Consider the following 15,240-nt stretch of genomic DNA (forward strand, 5'->3'; position numbering starts at 1 on the left):
CAACCCGGGTGCGGTTGTCAGGCAATTACGGAGACGCCGACACCTCGAGAGACACAACGCGCAGCAGTGCTCGGAGATCACTTTCGATCCGTCGAAACAGTTGATACACAACGATGAAGCCCGCGATCCCGCCCAGACACAGCGCACGGACGGTTGCGTTGAGTTCCTCCCCGGCCCCGGAACCGACAAAACTGAGTCCCGCGATTCCCACCAGTGGAACCGACGCCGCGACTGCGAGGTAACGCGTGCTGCTCCGACCCAACGAGCGAATATCGCGTCCGTCGTCGCTTCGTAACTCGCCGTGTGACAACAAGATCGGATACAGACATCGAACCGAGTAGTACGTCAGGATGAAGAACGGATACGCGACTGCGACGGCGCCGCACACCGCCAGCGACGACATCAGGTGCACGTACGCTCGTTGCGGAATACCTCCGGCGGCAATCTGCAACGCAACTGGATATGCGATACCGGCCAGGACCCACAGACCGAATGCGATCACCACCGCGCGGTGTCCGACGTTCAGCGTCGCGGTACGGGCTTTGTTCAAGACCTCCGCGCTGTACGTCTGACCGTGACGCAGTCCGTGAGGCACAGTGAGCGCAAGCCGGCACCAATACAGGATCGCCGCGGCACCGAGCGAGAACGCGGCCACCCCGATGACCAGATGAACCTGCTCGAGGTGCTGCTGAGCCTGGGGCGAGAGTCCCGAGATGATCAGCATCTTGTTGTAGTAGTAGTTGTAGCCCGCCGCCAGGAGATTCGGAATTCCGATCGCGGCCAGAAGAATCGGCAGTGCCCACTTCCACAACGTCGAACGCGGGCTCCCTTCCGGTGGGTCCACCAGGTTCCGGGCAGACCGGTCCAGACACAGTGCGAACTGACGGGCAAGCTTTCGTCCGCCAGACCACCTTCCGTCTCTCTCGGGCGAAAGAGACTTCACCAGTACTCGGCGCAGCGCCGGCGGGCAGTCGTCCGGTAACCGGGCCTCGGCCGCGGAATCCACTCCACGCCGGCGTGCCTCGAGCGCCTTCTTGGGCGACGGTGGGTTCTGCCCCGTGCCGTCGTCCGTGAAAGGCCTACTCCCGGTGAGGAGTTCCCACAGCATCACGCCGAGTGCATAGATGTCGCTACGGGTGTCGAGTGTGCCGGGAGACCCCACGGCACAGGCCTCCAACTGCTCTGGAGACATGTAGGCAAGCGAGCCTCCGACAAAGCAGGCAGCATCCTCGGTCGAAACCTCCTCGCTCGAACTGACGTTGAAATCGGCGAGTTTGGGGATGCCTTCCACACTGAGAAGTACGTTCGCCGGCTTGATGTCCCGATGTAGTACGCCGTGCTCACGCGCGTACTCGAGGGCGTCGGCCAGTCTCATTCCCATCCAGGCCACGGTCTCCGGCCACGACATCGCTGCGATCTCGCTCCGTAAACTCGTCTCGCTCGGTTTCATCTCCCCCTTCTTCGCCAGGGTCTGATCGATGGCGTCGAGAAGTAGTTGTCCGGACCGCTGAGCCTGCGGTGTCACGCGGACGAGTTTGACCACGTCGAGCAAGGTCCCGCCTGGCACGTATTCCATGAACAGAACTCGCAGTGCGCGTTCCTCGAGCAGTCGTTGATCGAAGACGCGAACGATGTTGGGATGGTCGAGTTGGGCGAGAGTCTGCGGCTCGACCCCGACGTTGCGCGAGATTTTCAACGCAACCCACCGCTGCATCGACAGTTGCCGTGCCAGGAACACTCGGGCGAATGCACCGTGCCCGAGTTCCAACACCAGTTCGAAATCATCGAGGCGCTGTCCGATCTCGAACTCGTCGAAACCCGAGAGCCCCAACATCATCACGTCTTCTCGACCGGCCATCGAATCACGGTCGAACAACCGCTCGAAACCCTCTGCCTGCAAAGGGAACTCGCTGAGGTACTCGGCCGCTACGACGTCCTCCCCGCCCTGCTTCCGCAGCCGGAACTCCTCGTACAGAAGCTCGGCCGGTAGTGGCTCTTCGAGCAGTTCCGGGTACTCGGCGCAATACTCCGTGAGTCGTTTCGGACCGTCATTCTTCAGCCAGCGGTACTCCATGTCGATTCCGACCAGTTCGATCAGCGCGCCCCGACGAATCTTGGCTGGATCGGGCAGATACTCGCTCAGGTCGGACGGGGTTCGTCCCGCCTCCCAGTCCCCGACCAGGCGCCCGAGACCGTCGGCATCGTTCGATTCGCCGCGCACTACCGGCAGTGCGGACAGGCGCAACTCGGTGACGGTGCCCCGTTCGGTCAGGGGCCCGCTCGCGACTGTCGCGTCACTGGCCTGCGCACCACGTTCATTCATGAGTTCTGCTCCGCACCTCGAGCACGATGAATCGAGGCGACTCATTTCAGCGTAACCCCGGCGGTACCTCTGACCCCAGCGAATCTATTCGGCGTGAACTGCCGACTTCGTGCCGATACGAACGAGTTCTTCGCGGTCACCGATCTTGACGCGTGGACGTCCGTGCTCGACACCGAGGTCCTTCTCGGCGGCGTCGATACGAAGCCATCCTTCCCAATCGACGGGAAACAGATCGCCGGCCGCGAGGACCTCCTCGATCCGGTTGCGATCTACCCGACGCCCGCCGAACGAATCAAGTTGGCGCAGCATCGTTTCGACTGTTTGGCGAGCGTCTGGCCGCGCCGCACCGATCAGCCCCGCGGCACCGCGCTTCATCCAACCGGTCACGAACAAGCCCGCGATCGGTAGACCGCTCTCGTCGACCACCGCGCCGCTCCGGTGCGAAACTATGCCGCGCCCGTGATCGAAGGGCACCCCGGCAAGTGGCGTGCCGAGAAATCCGATTGCCCGGTACACAGCTTGAACCGGATAGTCGGTACAGACACCCGAAGCGGTGACGTGACCGTAGCCGTCGGGGTCAGTCCGCTCGACGCGGAGTGCCTCGACTTTCCCGTTACCGAGAATCTCCACGGGCTGTCGGTAGAAGTGCAGGTGAACTCGACGCTGGGCAGTTCGGTCGGCAGGTGCAGTGTCCGCGAAACTACGGAGTGTCTCGACTGCCAGTCGGGTGTGCACCAACTGTTTTGTCATCCGCTCGATATGCCGGTCCGGCGCGACATCGGCAGCATCGACGACAACATCTACGCCGGGTAGTTCACCGAGAGCGCGCAACTCGTTCGGGGAGAAGCGAGCGTCGGCGGGTCCGCGCCGGACAAAGATGTGTACCTCACGAACGCGACTGCCGGCGATCCCTTCCCGAACTTCGTCGGAGACGTCCGTGGCCTGCAGCGATTGCGCCTCTACGAGGAGCATCCGCGTGACATCGAGCGCGACATTGCCGCCGCCGATCACTGCCACCGACTCGGCGCGCAAGGGCCAATGTTGGGGGGGCGTCGGGGTGATCGTTGTACCAACCGACAAAATCGGCGGCCCCGAATGAACCGGGAAGCTCGACGCCTGGAATGTCGAGTAGTGCATCCCGCGGCGCACCGGTTGCAATGATCACCGCGTCGTAGGAAGAACGTAGGTCCTCGACGGAAAGGTCCTTTCCGATCTCTACGTTGCAGAACAGCCGGAAGTCACTGGCGACCAGCACGGTGTGCAGAGAATCGACGAACTTTTCGGACTCGGCGTGCCCTGGGGCGAGACCGTAGCGCACGAGTCCGTACGGCGTCGGTAGACGCTCGAACATGTCTATCTTGGTGCCAGGAGCCAGTTCAGCGAGAGCGCCGGCAGCGTGGATTCCCGCCGGCCCCGCTCCGACGATCGCGACCCTGAGCGGTGGTGAGAAAATCCGGGGCGCCGCCGGCGGGGATACCGCTGAACCTCTAGCGTTGATCATGCCCCGAGACTAGGACCTCAACTGCGCTGGAGATCAAGTCCGCTTTTCAGTAACCCGCTTTTCAGTAACCCTGCTCGGCCGGCTTGTGCTCGGTTGTGTAGCGGTAGAAGTCCGCTAGTTGGAGTTCACCGGCCGCTGCCTCGTCGACGACGACTGTTACGTGCGGATGCAACTGAAGTACCGATGCCGGGCAGAACGCCGACACCGGACCTTCAATCGCAGCCCGGACCGCGGGGGCTTTGCGCGCCCCCTCCGCAATCAGCACAAGATGCTTTGCATCACTGATGGTTCCGAGACCCTGCGTGATCACGTGATGCGGCACATCGGCTGGGTCTGCGAAGAACCGCGCGTTGTCGGCGCGGGTCCTCTCGGTCAAGGTCTTCACTCGGGTACGCGATGTGAGTGAGGAGGACGGCTCGTTGAAGCCGATGTGCCCGTTGAGACCGATGCCGAGAATCTGCACGTCGATGGGACCGTTGTCGACGATGGCAGCGTCGTAACGCCGTGCAGCTTCACTGGGATCGGCGGCTCCCCCATCGGGGCTGAACACTCGCGCATTGTCGATGTCGAGGTGATCGACGAGTTCCGTGCGGATGGTGTGCGCGTAGGACTGCGGCTGATCGGGCGTGAGACCTACGTACTCGTCGAGAAGATACGCGCTCATCGCCGCGAACGACACTCCCGATTCTCGATGCCGCTTGATCAGCTCCCGATACGTGTGCAGCGGTGACGATCCCGTCGCGAGGCCGAGCGTCCGGGCTCCGTTTTCGATTGCGCCGCAAACGATGTCGGCAGCGATTCGCCCGCCGTCTTCCGGACTGGGAACTATGACGATTTCCATTCAGGCTTCCTCTCTGCTCTTGCCGGCTCCGACGATGGCTTCGCGTACGGAACCCGAAGCGCGATCCAACAATTCGGTTGCTTCGGCGAAGTCGCATTCGGCCAACAACATGACGACCGCTGCCTTCACATGACCGTCGGCATTCTCGATGGTCTCCGAAGCGATCTCGGTATCCACTCCGGTGGCTGCCGCGACGATCCGGTTTGCACGATCGACCAGTTTGGCGTTGGTAGGCCGAAGATCGACCATCAGGTTGTGAAACGCCTTGCCGGAACGGACCATGCTTGCCGTCGAAAGCATGTTGCACACCATCTTCTGTGCAGTCCCGGCCTTGAGCCTCGTCGATCCGGTGAGGATCTCGGGGCCGGTCTCCACTTCGATGGCCACTCCGGCGTGCGAACTCATTGCCGCATTTCGGTTGCACGAGACTGCCACTGTTGCGGCGCCGAGTGCGCGGGCATGATCAAGTCCCCCGATGACGTAGGGAGTACGACCACTCGCCGCCAGACCCACCACGACGTCCGTGGCGTTCAACGAGATTGCGTCGAGGTCGGCCCCAGCCGCTCGCGGATCGTCCTCTGCTCCCTCGACGGCGTTCAGAAACGCTCCCGGGCCACCGGCGATGATTCCGATCACCTCGCCTGGATCGGTCCCGAAAGTCGGAGGGCATTCCACCGCGTCGAGCACTCCCAGACGCCCACTGGTCCCAGCTCCCAGGTAGATCAGCCGACCACCTTGTGCCCGAGCGGTGACGATCGAATCGACTGCGGCTTCGATGGCCGGTAACACCGCCGCGACCGCGTCGGCCACGATTGCGTCCTGCTGGTTCATCACCGTCAGCAGATCCGACACCGACATGACGTCGAGATCGCGGGTGAGAGGGTTCGGTCTCTCGGTAGACAGCATGTCCAATTGCATTGTGGCGAGTCCTCCTCGATCAAATTTCACTACGACGACTCCTCGTCAGTAATCACAGCGACGACTCCTCGTCAGTGACGCTTCGAAGCAATGGCATCATGACTTCGTTGCAGCGCAGACAGGGCGCTCGGCAGCGAGTGCGCGACCATCGCAAAAATTGTGTCGACTACCAACAGCTGGCCGGTGCGGCTTGCCATCGCTGCCGACCGGAAACCGAATTCTCTACCGGCAGTGAGTAGAACGTGGTGTGACTGCACAGCGAGCGTCGACCGCGCCCCGCCGGTGATCGCGGCCGTCGACGCCCCGGTGCGACGGGCAAGGGCAAGCGGTTCGACCACATCAGAAGTCTCGCCGGAATGCGAGATTCCCACTGCTATGTCGTCCGGTCCGAGCAAACTGGCGCTGACCATCGCCGCGTCTCGGTCGAGATGAACCCGGCAGTTGACGTCGATCCGCGAGAGCTTCAACGTGAGGTCTTGCGCGACGATGCCTGACGCGCCGATGCCGTACACCTCGACCCGGCGGGCGGATCGAATCCGCGACACCACTTCTTCGAGTGCAACAGGGTCAGTCAATTGTGCTGTGCCCTTGAGTTGTTCGGATTCGAACTCGGCGAGTTTGGCCATGACTTCACTGGCAGAGTCGGCGGCAACGATGTCCACACCGAGTGGAATCGAATCACTTGACGCGGAACCGCTGATGGCCGCCAATGCCAGACGAAGCTGGGGATACCCCTCGAAGCCGAGCCTTTTGGCTGTGCGGACCACTGTCGCCGTGCTTGTCGACGCTCGTTCGGCAAGATCGTTGACCGTCAGTGTGGACGCCAGGCTGGGGTCGGCTTCGATGATTTCGGCGATCCGCATCTCGGCAGGTGAGAGGCTGCTCAGTGATGCACGAATACGAGCAAGCAGGTCGACGGACGCCGGAGCACTCCGGCCCAAAGTCATAACGCCTCGATTCGCATCGTTTTCGGAGCTGACGGCACCGATGTGATTCTAGGCAGCCCACGGCTTCCTGGCGTCAAAGATCCGAGCACACTGGCGTGACGCGCACCGGTGCACGAAGCAATACTGCCGGGCAATCCGTGTGCGGTGAGGAAGCCGAGAACCGCGAAAGCCAATGCTTCCTTGATGTCGGAGGTGACTCCGAGTTCGTCCGAAGAGACAAGCGCGATGTCGCCCAGTTCGTCACGGAGCATCGCCATCAACGTCGGGTTCTTGGTGCCACCACCTGACACCACCACTTCGGTGGCCGCGAGTGCTTTGACGGAATCGGCGACCGTCCGGGCCGTAAGTGCAGTCAGAGTCGCGACGATGTCTGCCAGAGACAACGACTCGTAGCCCCGCAGAGCGGCGAGCAGATATTCCCGATGAAACAATTCTTTGCCTGTGCTCTTGGGAGCGGGCTGCATGTAATACGGTTCGCTCAGTAGATGTGCGAGCAGATCGACGTTCGGCGTGCCGGCTGCACCCAGAGCGCCACCGAGGTCGAACCACTGCTCCCCCGCAGTGAATTCGCTTACCGCCGCGTCGATCAGCGCATTTGCCGGGCCGGTGTCGAAGGCAATCGGCACTGCGGGACCATCTGCCGTCGTACCGCCGCCACCCGGAGCAGTGACGTTCGCGATGCCACCGAGATTGAGCGCGACGGAACCCGAAGTTCTTCCGTTGAGCCACAATACGTCGAACACGCTGACCAATGGTGCACCCTGACCACCCGTCGCCACGTCGCGAGAACGCAGGTCCGACACGACGGTGCATCCGGTCTTCTCGGCTATCCAGGCTGGCTGCCCGAGTTGGAGAGTCCCCTTTACTTGCGCTCCTTCGACCCAGTGGAACATCGTCTGCCCATGTGAGGAGATCAATTCCGCACTGCCGCCACACAGTTCCGCGTTCGCCCGCGCAGCCACGGCCGCGAATGCCTGCCCGATCTCGGTGTCGAGTTGGCAGATCTGACCGACAGTGGTGGACGCAGGCGGTACCGCAGCGGCCACCGCTGCCCGCAACTCACCGGAATATGGTTCGCTGACCATCCCCAGTGGGGTCAGCACAAGAGTGTCCCCGTCGATCCGGATATCTGCTGCGGCAGCATCGATAGCGTCGTACGAAGTACCGGACATCAGGCCGATGACTCTCATGAAATTTCCCTTACTCGGATCGTTTCGGCATTCGGGCAAGCTGCGGTCAGTCGACGAGTGCCCGCTTGTGGGCATTTCCTCGCAAGGTACTCAAAGCGATCGCGCTGACGGCGCACGTTGCCATCACGAAGTAGGCCGGAATATCGAGATTGGAAGTTTCCTTGATCAGCCATGTGATTATCAGACCGGCGCAGCCCGAAAAGACCGCGTTGGACAGGGAGTATGCGAGTCCTAATCCGGTGTACCGGACCGAGGTGGGGAACATCTCGGAGAGCATGGCGGGTCCGGGTCCGGCGACAAGTCCCACTGCGGCGCCGGCGGCAAACACTGCAAATCCCTTGGCGGTCAGAGACGTCTGCTCATTCTGCAGGACGTTGAGCAGCGGCAACGCAAGGACCAAGATCAAAACGGTGCCGGTGAGCATGACCGCGCGTCTCCCGATGCGATCACTGAGCCCGCCCGCGAGCGGAATCGTCACCGCGAAGCCGGCATTGGCAAGTACCGAAGCAACCAGTGCCTGATGGAATGTCGCGTTGAGTGAACTCTGAAGATAAGTCGGCATCACGACGAGGAACGTGTAACCCGCCGCAGACCAGCCCATCAACCGACCGATGCCGAGCAGGATCGCCCTGGCGGTCTCGCCGACGGTCGGCTGCGCTACCGGCGTCGCCGCATCAACTGTCGGTTCGGACTGGACTGCGCGGGCACGCTCGAACGACGGCGTTTCGTCGAGTCGGAGCCTGAGCCACAGGGCGACCAGGCCCATCGGAAGTGCAAGGAGGAACGGGATGCGCCAGCCCCAGTCGTTGAGCTGACCGGAGTCGAGAACTGTCGCGAGGAGCGCCGCGATTCCGGCACCGGCGAGCAATCCGAGCGCGACCGTGAACGACTGCCACGACCCGTACAGTCCGCGTCGTCCCGGGGGCGCAAACTCGGTCATCACCGACACCGCGCCGCCGAACTCGCCTCCGGCCGACAGTCCCTGGAGGATCCGAAGAACCGTCAAGAGCAGCGGTGCCAGAATTCCGACGCTCTCGTAGGTGGGGAGCACACCGATCAGGGTCGTCGCACCCGACATCAGCAGAAGAACGATCACCAAGGTGGGGCGTCGGCCGATGCGGTCACCGAGTCGGCCGAACAGCGCTGCCCCCACTGGGCGGAAGAAGAAGGCCAGCGCAAACGACGCGTAGGTCTTGATCAGGCTTTCGAGGTCGCCGGAGCCGTCGGCGCTGAAGAAGTTCGACGCGATGATCGTCGCGAAGAACCCGTACACACCGAACTCGTACCACTCGATGAAATTTCCGACGGAGCCGGCGACGAGCGCCCTGCGCCGTTTGAGCTGCGCACCATCGTTCCGTGTCTGCACTGTGATGCCCATGCCGTCCTCCGTTGACGAAACCCGAATATGCAACAAAGTTTCATCTGAACGGAGTAGAAATGTCAAGAAGTTTCACAATTAGGTTTTCGTGGGTCCCAGAATCCCTACGCTCCTGCGAACGTGAAGGCCTCCGCCCGTTCGAACTGGTCGGTGGAGTCTCCGGAGTAGACCGTGCTCTCGTTCGGGCCCAGCCCGAGCTTCCGCACGGGCGTCCCCTCCCCGAGATCCATCGACGCCACATCCACCCAGAACGTATTCGGGGTCATCGCAGACTCGAAGAAATAGAGCGTGCGTTTGTGATCGACCACCGTACGCCAGCGGGTCGACGAGATGTTGGGCTCGTCTGGAGTCGAAATACCCAGCGGCACCGAGACATTGCGAATGACACTGAACGTCGACGCCAACGCGGACCGCGGATCGTCCGTCTGCGGTATCGCATCCACGTAGAACGACGCGCGGGCGAATCTGTCAGCGGCACGGTTCGTTCCGGGCAGCATCACAGTCCCGTTGATCTGCTTCCAGTACTCGTTGACCGCGAGTTGCTGATCGAAGATCGGAGAATTTGTCATCACCTGGTACTCACGGCTGTGATGAATAGTCGCGCGTCCACCGACGTATTCGATGATCGCACTGTCTCCCCTGGCGTCCGAGAGTGACATGTGAAGGGTAGCGAGACGGTCTTCACCGGGAACAGCAGCAGTCACGACGGTGAACGGTTCCGCTGCCAAGACCTCGACTGCTTCCTGAACTGTCGCAAAACAATCCAGAACATACTGCGCCCACGCTGCGATGGACAGACCCGGAGTCGAGCCGTCGTATGCCGGGTACTCGGACTCGACCAACCACAAGAGATTTGCAGACAGTCCTGCCTCGTTGACCCCATCGGTTGTGCACATGTCGTAGGCCGTTGCGACAACACTTCCGTATTTCGACGTCCACTGAATCGAGTTCAAACCCGCGCAACCCTCGCGCGTCATGCCCCGCGGAAATGCCCAGAGATTGGTTCCGAGATCGACCTTCCAATCCATCGATCGAGCAGTGATCACAGTGTCGTTGGGCCCCAAGTAGACCAAGCGTGTACACATCGAAAACTATCCCTTCCTCACGGCGTGACGATATTGAAACTGGGATCGAAGGTATCCAGCAGCCCTCCCAATGTCTCCAGCGCCGATTCGTCTCCGGTGAGCGAAATCTTCCCGGCTTTGGCAAGTTCCGCAGCCGCGCCCGGTTGCAGAAGTGCGCCGATCAGTGCAGCTTTCGGCCCGGACACCGTCAGTTGCGTGTTCGACGCCGCTCCCCGGCGGGCATTGAGGACGCCGCGCCTGACCCAGGCCGTCCAGGTCTCGTCGTCGTGATCGGTGAACACGAAATCGATGTGGAGGTCGACGTCAGTTGCCTTGTCTCCGATGAGATGCACTGCTACGAAGTCGAACAAGATATCGATGGGCATCGCGAGGACGCTGTCTTCGCTCGCAGTGATGTACGGCGGGGGTTGCGAGCCCTCACGCAATTCCAACGCTGCCGAAAGGTAGATACCTCGCCACTGAGGTCCCTCGGCTTGATACCCCATCTGCTCGTAGACGTCAGCCTGAAGGTTCTTCGCCTCCGTGTTCTCCGGTTGAGCGAACACCAACTTGTGCAGGATCTCTGCCGCCCACCGGTAGTCCGCGGCGTCGAATGCTCGCTTACCCTCATCCAGGATCTTCTGCGCGCCAAGGAGATCGACGAACCTCTTCGCCGACTCGACCGGTGGATGTGGATGAAGCGTCACCGGATCGCCGTCCCACATTCCCAGTTCCTTGGTGTACACGGCACGCACGTCATGATGCAGAGTTCCGTGGTACCCGCGGTTGTGCCACTTGCGGCCGAGCTCCTCGGGTAGCTCGATCACCTCGGCGGCTTCGAGCGGCGTGTATCCCTTGTTCGCGAGCCGGAGCGCCTGGTCGTGAATGTATTTGTAGGTATCCCTTTGTGATTCGATGAAGCCAACGAGGTTCTCGTTGCCCCACACCGGCCAGGTGTGCGGTCCGTAGTGAACGGCCGCGTCGTCGCCCCACCGTTCCAAAGTCTCGTCCAGGTATCGCGCGAAATTGCGGGCATCGCGGGTACGCGCACCGCGCAGGGTCTGGATGTTGTGGAGTGAATGATTGGCGTTCTCCGCACACGTCAGTGCAGCGAGTTCGGGGATCCAGATGTGCATCTCCTCCGGAGCCTCGGTATCGGGTGCATAGAGGAATTCGAACTCCAGACCCGCAATTTCTCGCTTCGTTCCGGTTTCGGTGATGCCGTCGGTGGGGGAAATATACGAGATCTGAGGGCCTTTGGTGCTGAGCACGCCGATCCCGCACGAGACCGCCCCTTTCGGACCGAGGTCGAGCAATCCGCCGAAGGCATAGAACGACCGCCTCGCCATGGCATTGCCGGCGACAACATTCTCGCCGATTGCGAACTTGTCGAACGATGCGATCGTGCCCGGCGCGATGATCGGCACCTTTCCCGACGCAACGTCCTCGACGTCGATGATGCCTTTGACTCCGCCGTAGTGGTCGATATGGGTATGCGTGTAGATGATCGCTGCAACCGGCTTGTCGCTGACGTGCTCGCGAATCATCTTCATGCCCTGGCGCGCTGATTCGACTCCCGCCATGCAGTCGATGATGATCAGGCCTTCGTCACCCTCGACGACCGTCAGGTTTGCGATGTCGTTGTTTCTCACCTGGTAGAGGCGATCCGTCACCTGGTAGAGCCCACCCCGGCGAATGACCTGACTCTGGCGCCACAAACTGGGATTGACGGTGTCCGGCGCCGGAACGTCGTCACCGATGTACGCCAATGCCTCGGGGTCGAAGACCACATGCCCGTCGTCGCCGAGAACATTGCCAGGCAACGGTGCGATCAAGCCACGGTCCGCGTCGACAAAATCTTGCCGGTCATCCATGGCGTACCGCGTGACCGCTTCGCGGTTCACCGCCACGGTGGCCGGTGTTGCGTCCTTAGGTGTCTGGCACATGGCTCTCCCCGCTCGGATACGACGATCAGATACCCCATAATCTCTATCCGGCGGCAGCCGCGTTGGAATCACCCGCGCAGGGTGAACTCACGCTCCTCACCCCTTCGTCTTCTCGGAACCTCCCGACGCCAGGGCGATGACAAGAACCACGAGCCCACAGGCGACAACAAGGATCCAACCCGCTCTCGATGCCTCGGCGATGTCTGATTGTGCGCTGCCTGCGATCATGCCGCCGGCCAGCGCCACACCGAGAGCAGCGCCGAACTGCCTTGCACTGGAGGTGATCCCGCCGGCAAGGCCTGCCTGCGATCTCGGTAGTCCGTTGACGGCGGTGTTGGTGATCGGAGCATTCGAGAAACCGAAGCCGATACCGAGGAACAGGTACGCGACGAGCAACGTCGAAGTGCCTGTGCTGTTGTCGAGAGAGACCAGGCACAGTCCGCCGAGCGCGGTGAAGCTTCCGGCGATCAGCAACGGCAATCGTGCACCGAAGCGCCCGACGAGAATCCCCGACAACGGCGCACAGATGGTTGCCGCGACTGCCATCGGTAGTGTCATCGCGCCCGCGGCGGCGGGAGTCATTTCACGCGCCTGTTGAAGGTAGAAGGTGCCCAGAAGCAGCGTCGCGTTGAGAGCCACGAACACCACGATCGCGCCGAGGACTGCCGCGGTGAACGGCCGGTGCCGAAACAGCGAGGGGTCCATGAGCGGCTCGCTCTTTCTCGATTCGACGCGGACGAACGCTGCCAGCGCGGCAGCGACGGCGACGTAACCCGCGATTGCACCGGAGGCCAGCCACCCGATTCGTGGGCCTTCGATGAGCAGAGCCACGGATCCGCCCACGACGACCATCAGAAGCACCTGCCCCGGTAAGTCGAGACGTCGAGGTTGTTCAGCCCGGGACTGCGGTACGAACACCGCGGTCAGCATGAGAACGACTGCGATGACGGGCACATTGATCCAGAAAACGGATCTCCAGCCGAAGCTCTCGATGAGGACTCCGCCGACTATCGGTCCTGCTGCCATGCTCAGACCGAAGACCGCAGCCCACACGCCGATCGCCTTGGCTCGCTCCTTCGGGTCGGTCATCACGTTGACGACGATCGCCAGGGCCACCGGACTGAGCATCGACCCACCGACTCCCTGCGCGATCCTCGCCGCAATCAGAACTCCCACCGACGGGGCCAGCGCGCAGACGATCGACGCCACCCCGAAAACGACCAGTCCGATCTGGAAGATCCGCCTTCTACCGAACCTGTCGGCCAGGGCGCCGGACGAGATCAGCAAGCTCGCCAAGACGAGTGTGTACGCGTTGACGATCCATTCGAGACCAACGGTTCCGACGCCGAATCCCTCCCCGATCGCGGGGAGAGCGACGTTGACGATGGTCGTGTCCAACCCGACGACGAACAAGCTCGTGCAGCAGATGGCCAGAATGCCCCACCGGCGGCGTGCGTCAAGTCCGATCACTTTCGGTTCGTCGATCCCGCTCGAAGGTTTCATCTCGGACTCCATCTCTCGAAGTGTTCTGCCGTGCTCGCCAGTCGAAAGGATCGTCGCAACCCGGCCTGCAAAGCCGGTAAGAAATTTGCAGAAACTGCAAAGATGAGCGCATGGACGCCGAACTCGAGCAGTTGCTTACCGATATCGGGCCGAGACTGCGCACACTTCGTCGGGATCGCGATTTGACCCTCGAGGCCCTGTCCGACGCCACCGGCATCTCCGTCAGCGCACTGTCGCGACTCGAATCGGGTAAGCGTCGTCCCACCCTCGATCTGCTGTTACCGCTCGCGCGTGCTCACCGGGTCGCGCTGGACCAACTCGTCGGCGCTCCCGCCACGGGCGATCCTCGGGTCCATCTCACCCCGAGCCGACGCAAGAACGGCAGTGCCGTCGTTCCGTTGACGCGCTATCCGGGCCGGGTGCAGGTGTTCAAACAGGTGATCGGTCCACGTCCACCGAAGCTCGTCACCCACGCCGGCTACGAATGGCTCTACGTGCTCGCTGGGGATCTGCGTCTCATTCTGGGTACGAACGAGGTTGTCCTGCACCCCGGTGAAGTCGCGGAGTTCGACACCGCCGAGCCCCATTGGTTCGGGCCCGCCGATGAACAGGTCGTGGAGATCTTGCATCTGTTCGGCCCGCAGGGCGAAAAGGCGCACGTACGCACGAAGGCAAAAACTACTACTGCGCACGAACCGGTACCCGAAAGTTAGATCACTGCATGCGTTTTCAGTCGGTTCGACAGCGTATGAGCGTACTCGAGAAGTAGCGTTCCCAACTCGGCATGACGCGCGGGCCGAAAGCGGGTTTCCACTCCGGTCAGACTCAGCGCCCAGTCCGGGCGCCCGTTGCGGTCGAACACCGCGGCACCCATCCCCCAGCTTCCCTCGACGATGAGGGCTGGATTGACGGCATAGCCGGTGACACGCGTCGACTCGATTCGCTCGCGGATTGATGCCTCACTGTGGATCTCACCCCATTCCGACTCCAGATTCACTCGGGCGAAATAGTCGTCGACGTCCCGCGTCGGTAGGTGACTCAAGATGGCAAGCCCCGCCGACGCGACCCCCAACGGGAATCGCTTCCCCTCGTGCAGCACGTGAGATCGCAGCGGAAAACTGCCTTCCTGACTCAAGATGCAGACGGTCTCGTCGCCGCGACGTGCCGAGAGGAATGCACTCTCCCCCGTGACCCGGGCGAGGTCGTCGACGATGTCGCGAGCGCGGTCGGTGATGTCGTACCGATTTCCGGCCGCGGCGCCCAGGAGGTACAACTCCGGGCCGAGAGACCACCGACCGGTTCGTGCGTCACGGTCGACCAGTCCTTCGGCAGCCAAAGACGTGAGCAGTCGGTGCGCGGTGGGCCGAGCGAGGCCGGTGACCTTGCCCAATTCAGTGGTGGAAATGCCCGTTGGCTCAGAGGCGCCGAGGGCTCGCAGAAGTGCCGCCACCCGCGCGACCATGGCCGGTGATTGCTCGTGAGTAGGCATGAGTTCATCCTAGCGTCCATTCAGTGAACGAATTTTCTTCAGATGGTCAGCAGTCGATCAGTTCTGTCTTGATATTCAAGATCCCTTGAACCTGTGAACTGGAGATAGTTCACTGGATAGCGAAGTGAGTGAGTGTCTAC

The 15,240-nt window shown here is 61.9% G+C and carries 12 protein-coding genes; 1 reads left to right on the top strand and 11 read right to left on the bottom strand.

The genetic code is table 11. The annotated features are described in order from the left end of the window. Positions 1-25: 25 nt before the first annotated feature. From RE4_RS06825 to RE4_RS06870, 10 genes are all read right to left on the bottom strand, one after another. Positions 26-2,323, bottom strand: coding sequence for a serine/threonine-protein kinase (locus tag RE4_RS06825; RefSeq protein ID WP_060938298.1), 2,298 nt, complete (start codon positions 2,321-2,323; stop codon positions 26-28). Between the two features lie 886 nt (positions 2,324-3,209). After that, positions 3,210-3,824, bottom strand: a complete 615-nt coding sequence (locus RE4_RS31540) for an FAD-dependent oxidoreductase (protein WP_238077150.1) — start codon at positions 3,822-3,824, stop codon at positions 3,210-3,212. 61 nt (positions 3,825-3,885) lie between these two features. Next, a complete protein-coding gene (nagB, locus tag RE4_RS06835; RefSeq protein ID WP_020968669.1) occupies positions 3,886-4,665 on the bottom strand; it encodes a glucosamine-6-phosphate deaminase in 780 nt (259 codons plus the stop codon). Continuing rightward, complete coding sequence (gene murQ, locus RE4_RS06840; protein WP_020968668.1) at positions 4,666-5,583, bottom strand: N-acetylmuramic acid 6-phosphate etherase; 918 nt, start codon at positions 5,581-5,583, stop codon at positions 4,666-4,668. Between the two features lie 71 nt (positions 5,584-5,654). Then, positions 5,655-6,530, bottom strand: a complete 876-nt coding sequence (locus tag RE4_RS06845; RefSeq protein ID WP_060938299.1) for a MurR/RpiR family transcriptional regulator — start codon at positions 6,528-6,530, stop codon at positions 5,655-5,657. Continuing rightward, the gene (locus tag RE4_RS06850) at positions 6,527-7,720 is read right to left on the bottom strand and encodes an anhydro-N-acetylmuramic acid kinase (RefSeq protein WP_060938300.1); all 1,194 of its coding nucleotides are present in this window, start codon (positions 7,718-7,720) and stop codon (positions 6,527-6,529) included. The genes RE4_RS06845 and RE4_RS06850 overlap by 4 nt, the downstream gene beginning before the upstream one ends. Positions 7,721-7,766: 46 nt before the next feature. Next, positions 7,767-9,098 (bottom strand): MFS transporter, encoded by a 1,332-nt coding sequence (locus RE4_RS06855; protein WP_060938301.1) that lies wholly within the window; start codon positions 9,096-9,098, stop codon positions 7,767-7,769. Between the two features lie 104 nt (positions 9,099-9,202). Beyond that, complete coding sequence (locus RE4_RS06860; RefSeq protein WP_060938302.1) at positions 9,203-10,183, bottom strand: linear amide C-N hydrolase; 981 nt, start codon at positions 10,181-10,183, stop codon at positions 9,203-9,205. A gap of 17 nt (positions 10,184-10,200) precedes the next feature. Beyond that, positions 10,201-12,108 carry an alkyl/aryl-sulfatase gene (locus RE4_RS06865; RefSeq protein ID WP_046378066.1) on the bottom strand — a complete coding sequence of 636 codons (1,908 nt, stop codon included), beginning with the start codon at positions 12,106-12,108 and terminating at the stop codon, positions 10,201-10,203. Between the two features lie 96 nt (positions 12,109-12,204). Then, complete coding sequence (locus tag RE4_RS06870; RefSeq protein WP_060938363.1) at positions 12,205-13,611, bottom strand: MFS transporter; 1,407 nt, start codon at positions 13,609-13,611, stop codon at positions 12,205-12,207. A 110-nt stretch (positions 13,612-13,721) separates the two neighbouring features. On the opposite strand from RE4_RS06870, the gene RE4_RS06875 reads away from it, so the two are divergent. Continuing rightward, a complete protein-coding gene (locus tag RE4_RS06875; protein ID WP_019747537.1) occupies positions 13,722-14,324 on the top strand; it encodes a helix-turn-helix domain-containing protein in 603 nt (200 codons plus the stop codon). Here the strand turns inward: RE4_RS06875 and RE4_RS06880 are convergent. Then, positions 14,321-15,100: an IclR family transcriptional regulator gene (locus RE4_RS06880; RefSeq protein ID WP_019747538.1), complete on the bottom strand. Its 780-nt coding sequence runs from the start codon at positions 15,098-15,100 to the stop codon at positions 14,321-14,323. The two genes, RE4_RS06875 and RE4_RS06880, sit on opposite strands and share 4 nt — an antisense overlap. Positions 15,101-15,240: the final 140 nt, after the last annotated feature.

Origin of the sequence: Rhodococcus erythropolis NBRC 15567, assembly GCF_001552595.1 — a bacterium.
Lineage (GTDB): Bacteria > Actinomycetota > Actinomycetes > Mycobacteriales > Mycobacteriaceae > Rhodococcus_F > Rhodococcus_F erythropolis.

Excerpts from the sequence above, each read along its gene's own strand:
- RE4_RS06825 (WP_060938298.1), bottom strand. The coding sequence starts at position 2,323 with ATGAATGAACGTGGTGCGCAGGCCAGTGACGCGACAGTCGCGAGCGGG.
- RE4_RS31540 (WP_238077150.1), bottom strand. The coding sequence starts at position 3,824 with ATGATCAACGCTAGAGGTTCAGCGGTATCCCCGCCGGCGGCGCCCCGG.
- nagB (WP_020968669.1), bottom strand. The coding sequence starts at position 4,665 with ATGGAAATCGTCATAGTTCCCAGTCCGGAAGACGGCGGGCGAATCGCT.
- murQ (WP_020968668.1), bottom strand. The coding sequence starts at position 5,583 with ATGCAATTGGACATGCTGTCTACCGAGAGACCGAACCCTCTCACCCGC.
- RE4_RS06845 (WP_060938299.1), bottom strand. The coding sequence starts at position 6,530 with ATGACTTTGGGCCGGAGTGCTCCGGCGTCCGTCGACCTGCTTGCTCGT.
- RE4_RS06850 (WP_060938300.1), bottom strand. The coding sequence starts at position 7,720 with ATGAGAGTCATCGGCCTGATGTCCGGTACTTCGTACGACGCTATCGAT.
- RE4_RS06855 (WP_060938301.1), bottom strand. The coding sequence starts at position 9,098 with ATGGGCATCACAGTGCAGACACGGAACGATGGTGCGCAGCTCAAACGG.
- RE4_RS06860 (WP_060938302.1), bottom strand. The coding sequence starts at position 10,183 with ATGTGTACACGCTTGGTCTACTTGGGGCCCAACGACACTGTGATCACT.
- RE4_RS06865 (WP_046378066.1), bottom strand. The coding sequence starts at position 12,108 with ATGTGCCAGACACCTAAGGACGCAACACCGGCCACCGTGGCGGTGAAC.
- RE4_RS06870 (WP_060938363.1), bottom strand. The coding sequence starts at position 13,611 with ATGAAACCTTCGAGCGGGATCGACGAACCGAAAGTGATCGGACTTGAC.
- RE4_RS06875 (WP_019747537.1), top strand. The coding sequence starts at position 13,722 with ATGGACGCCGAACTCGAGCAGTTGCTTACCGATATCGGGCCGAGACTG.
- RE4_RS06880 (WP_019747538.1), bottom strand. The coding sequence starts at position 15,100 with ATGCCTACTCACGAGCAATCACCGGCCATGGTCGCGCGGGTGGCGGCA.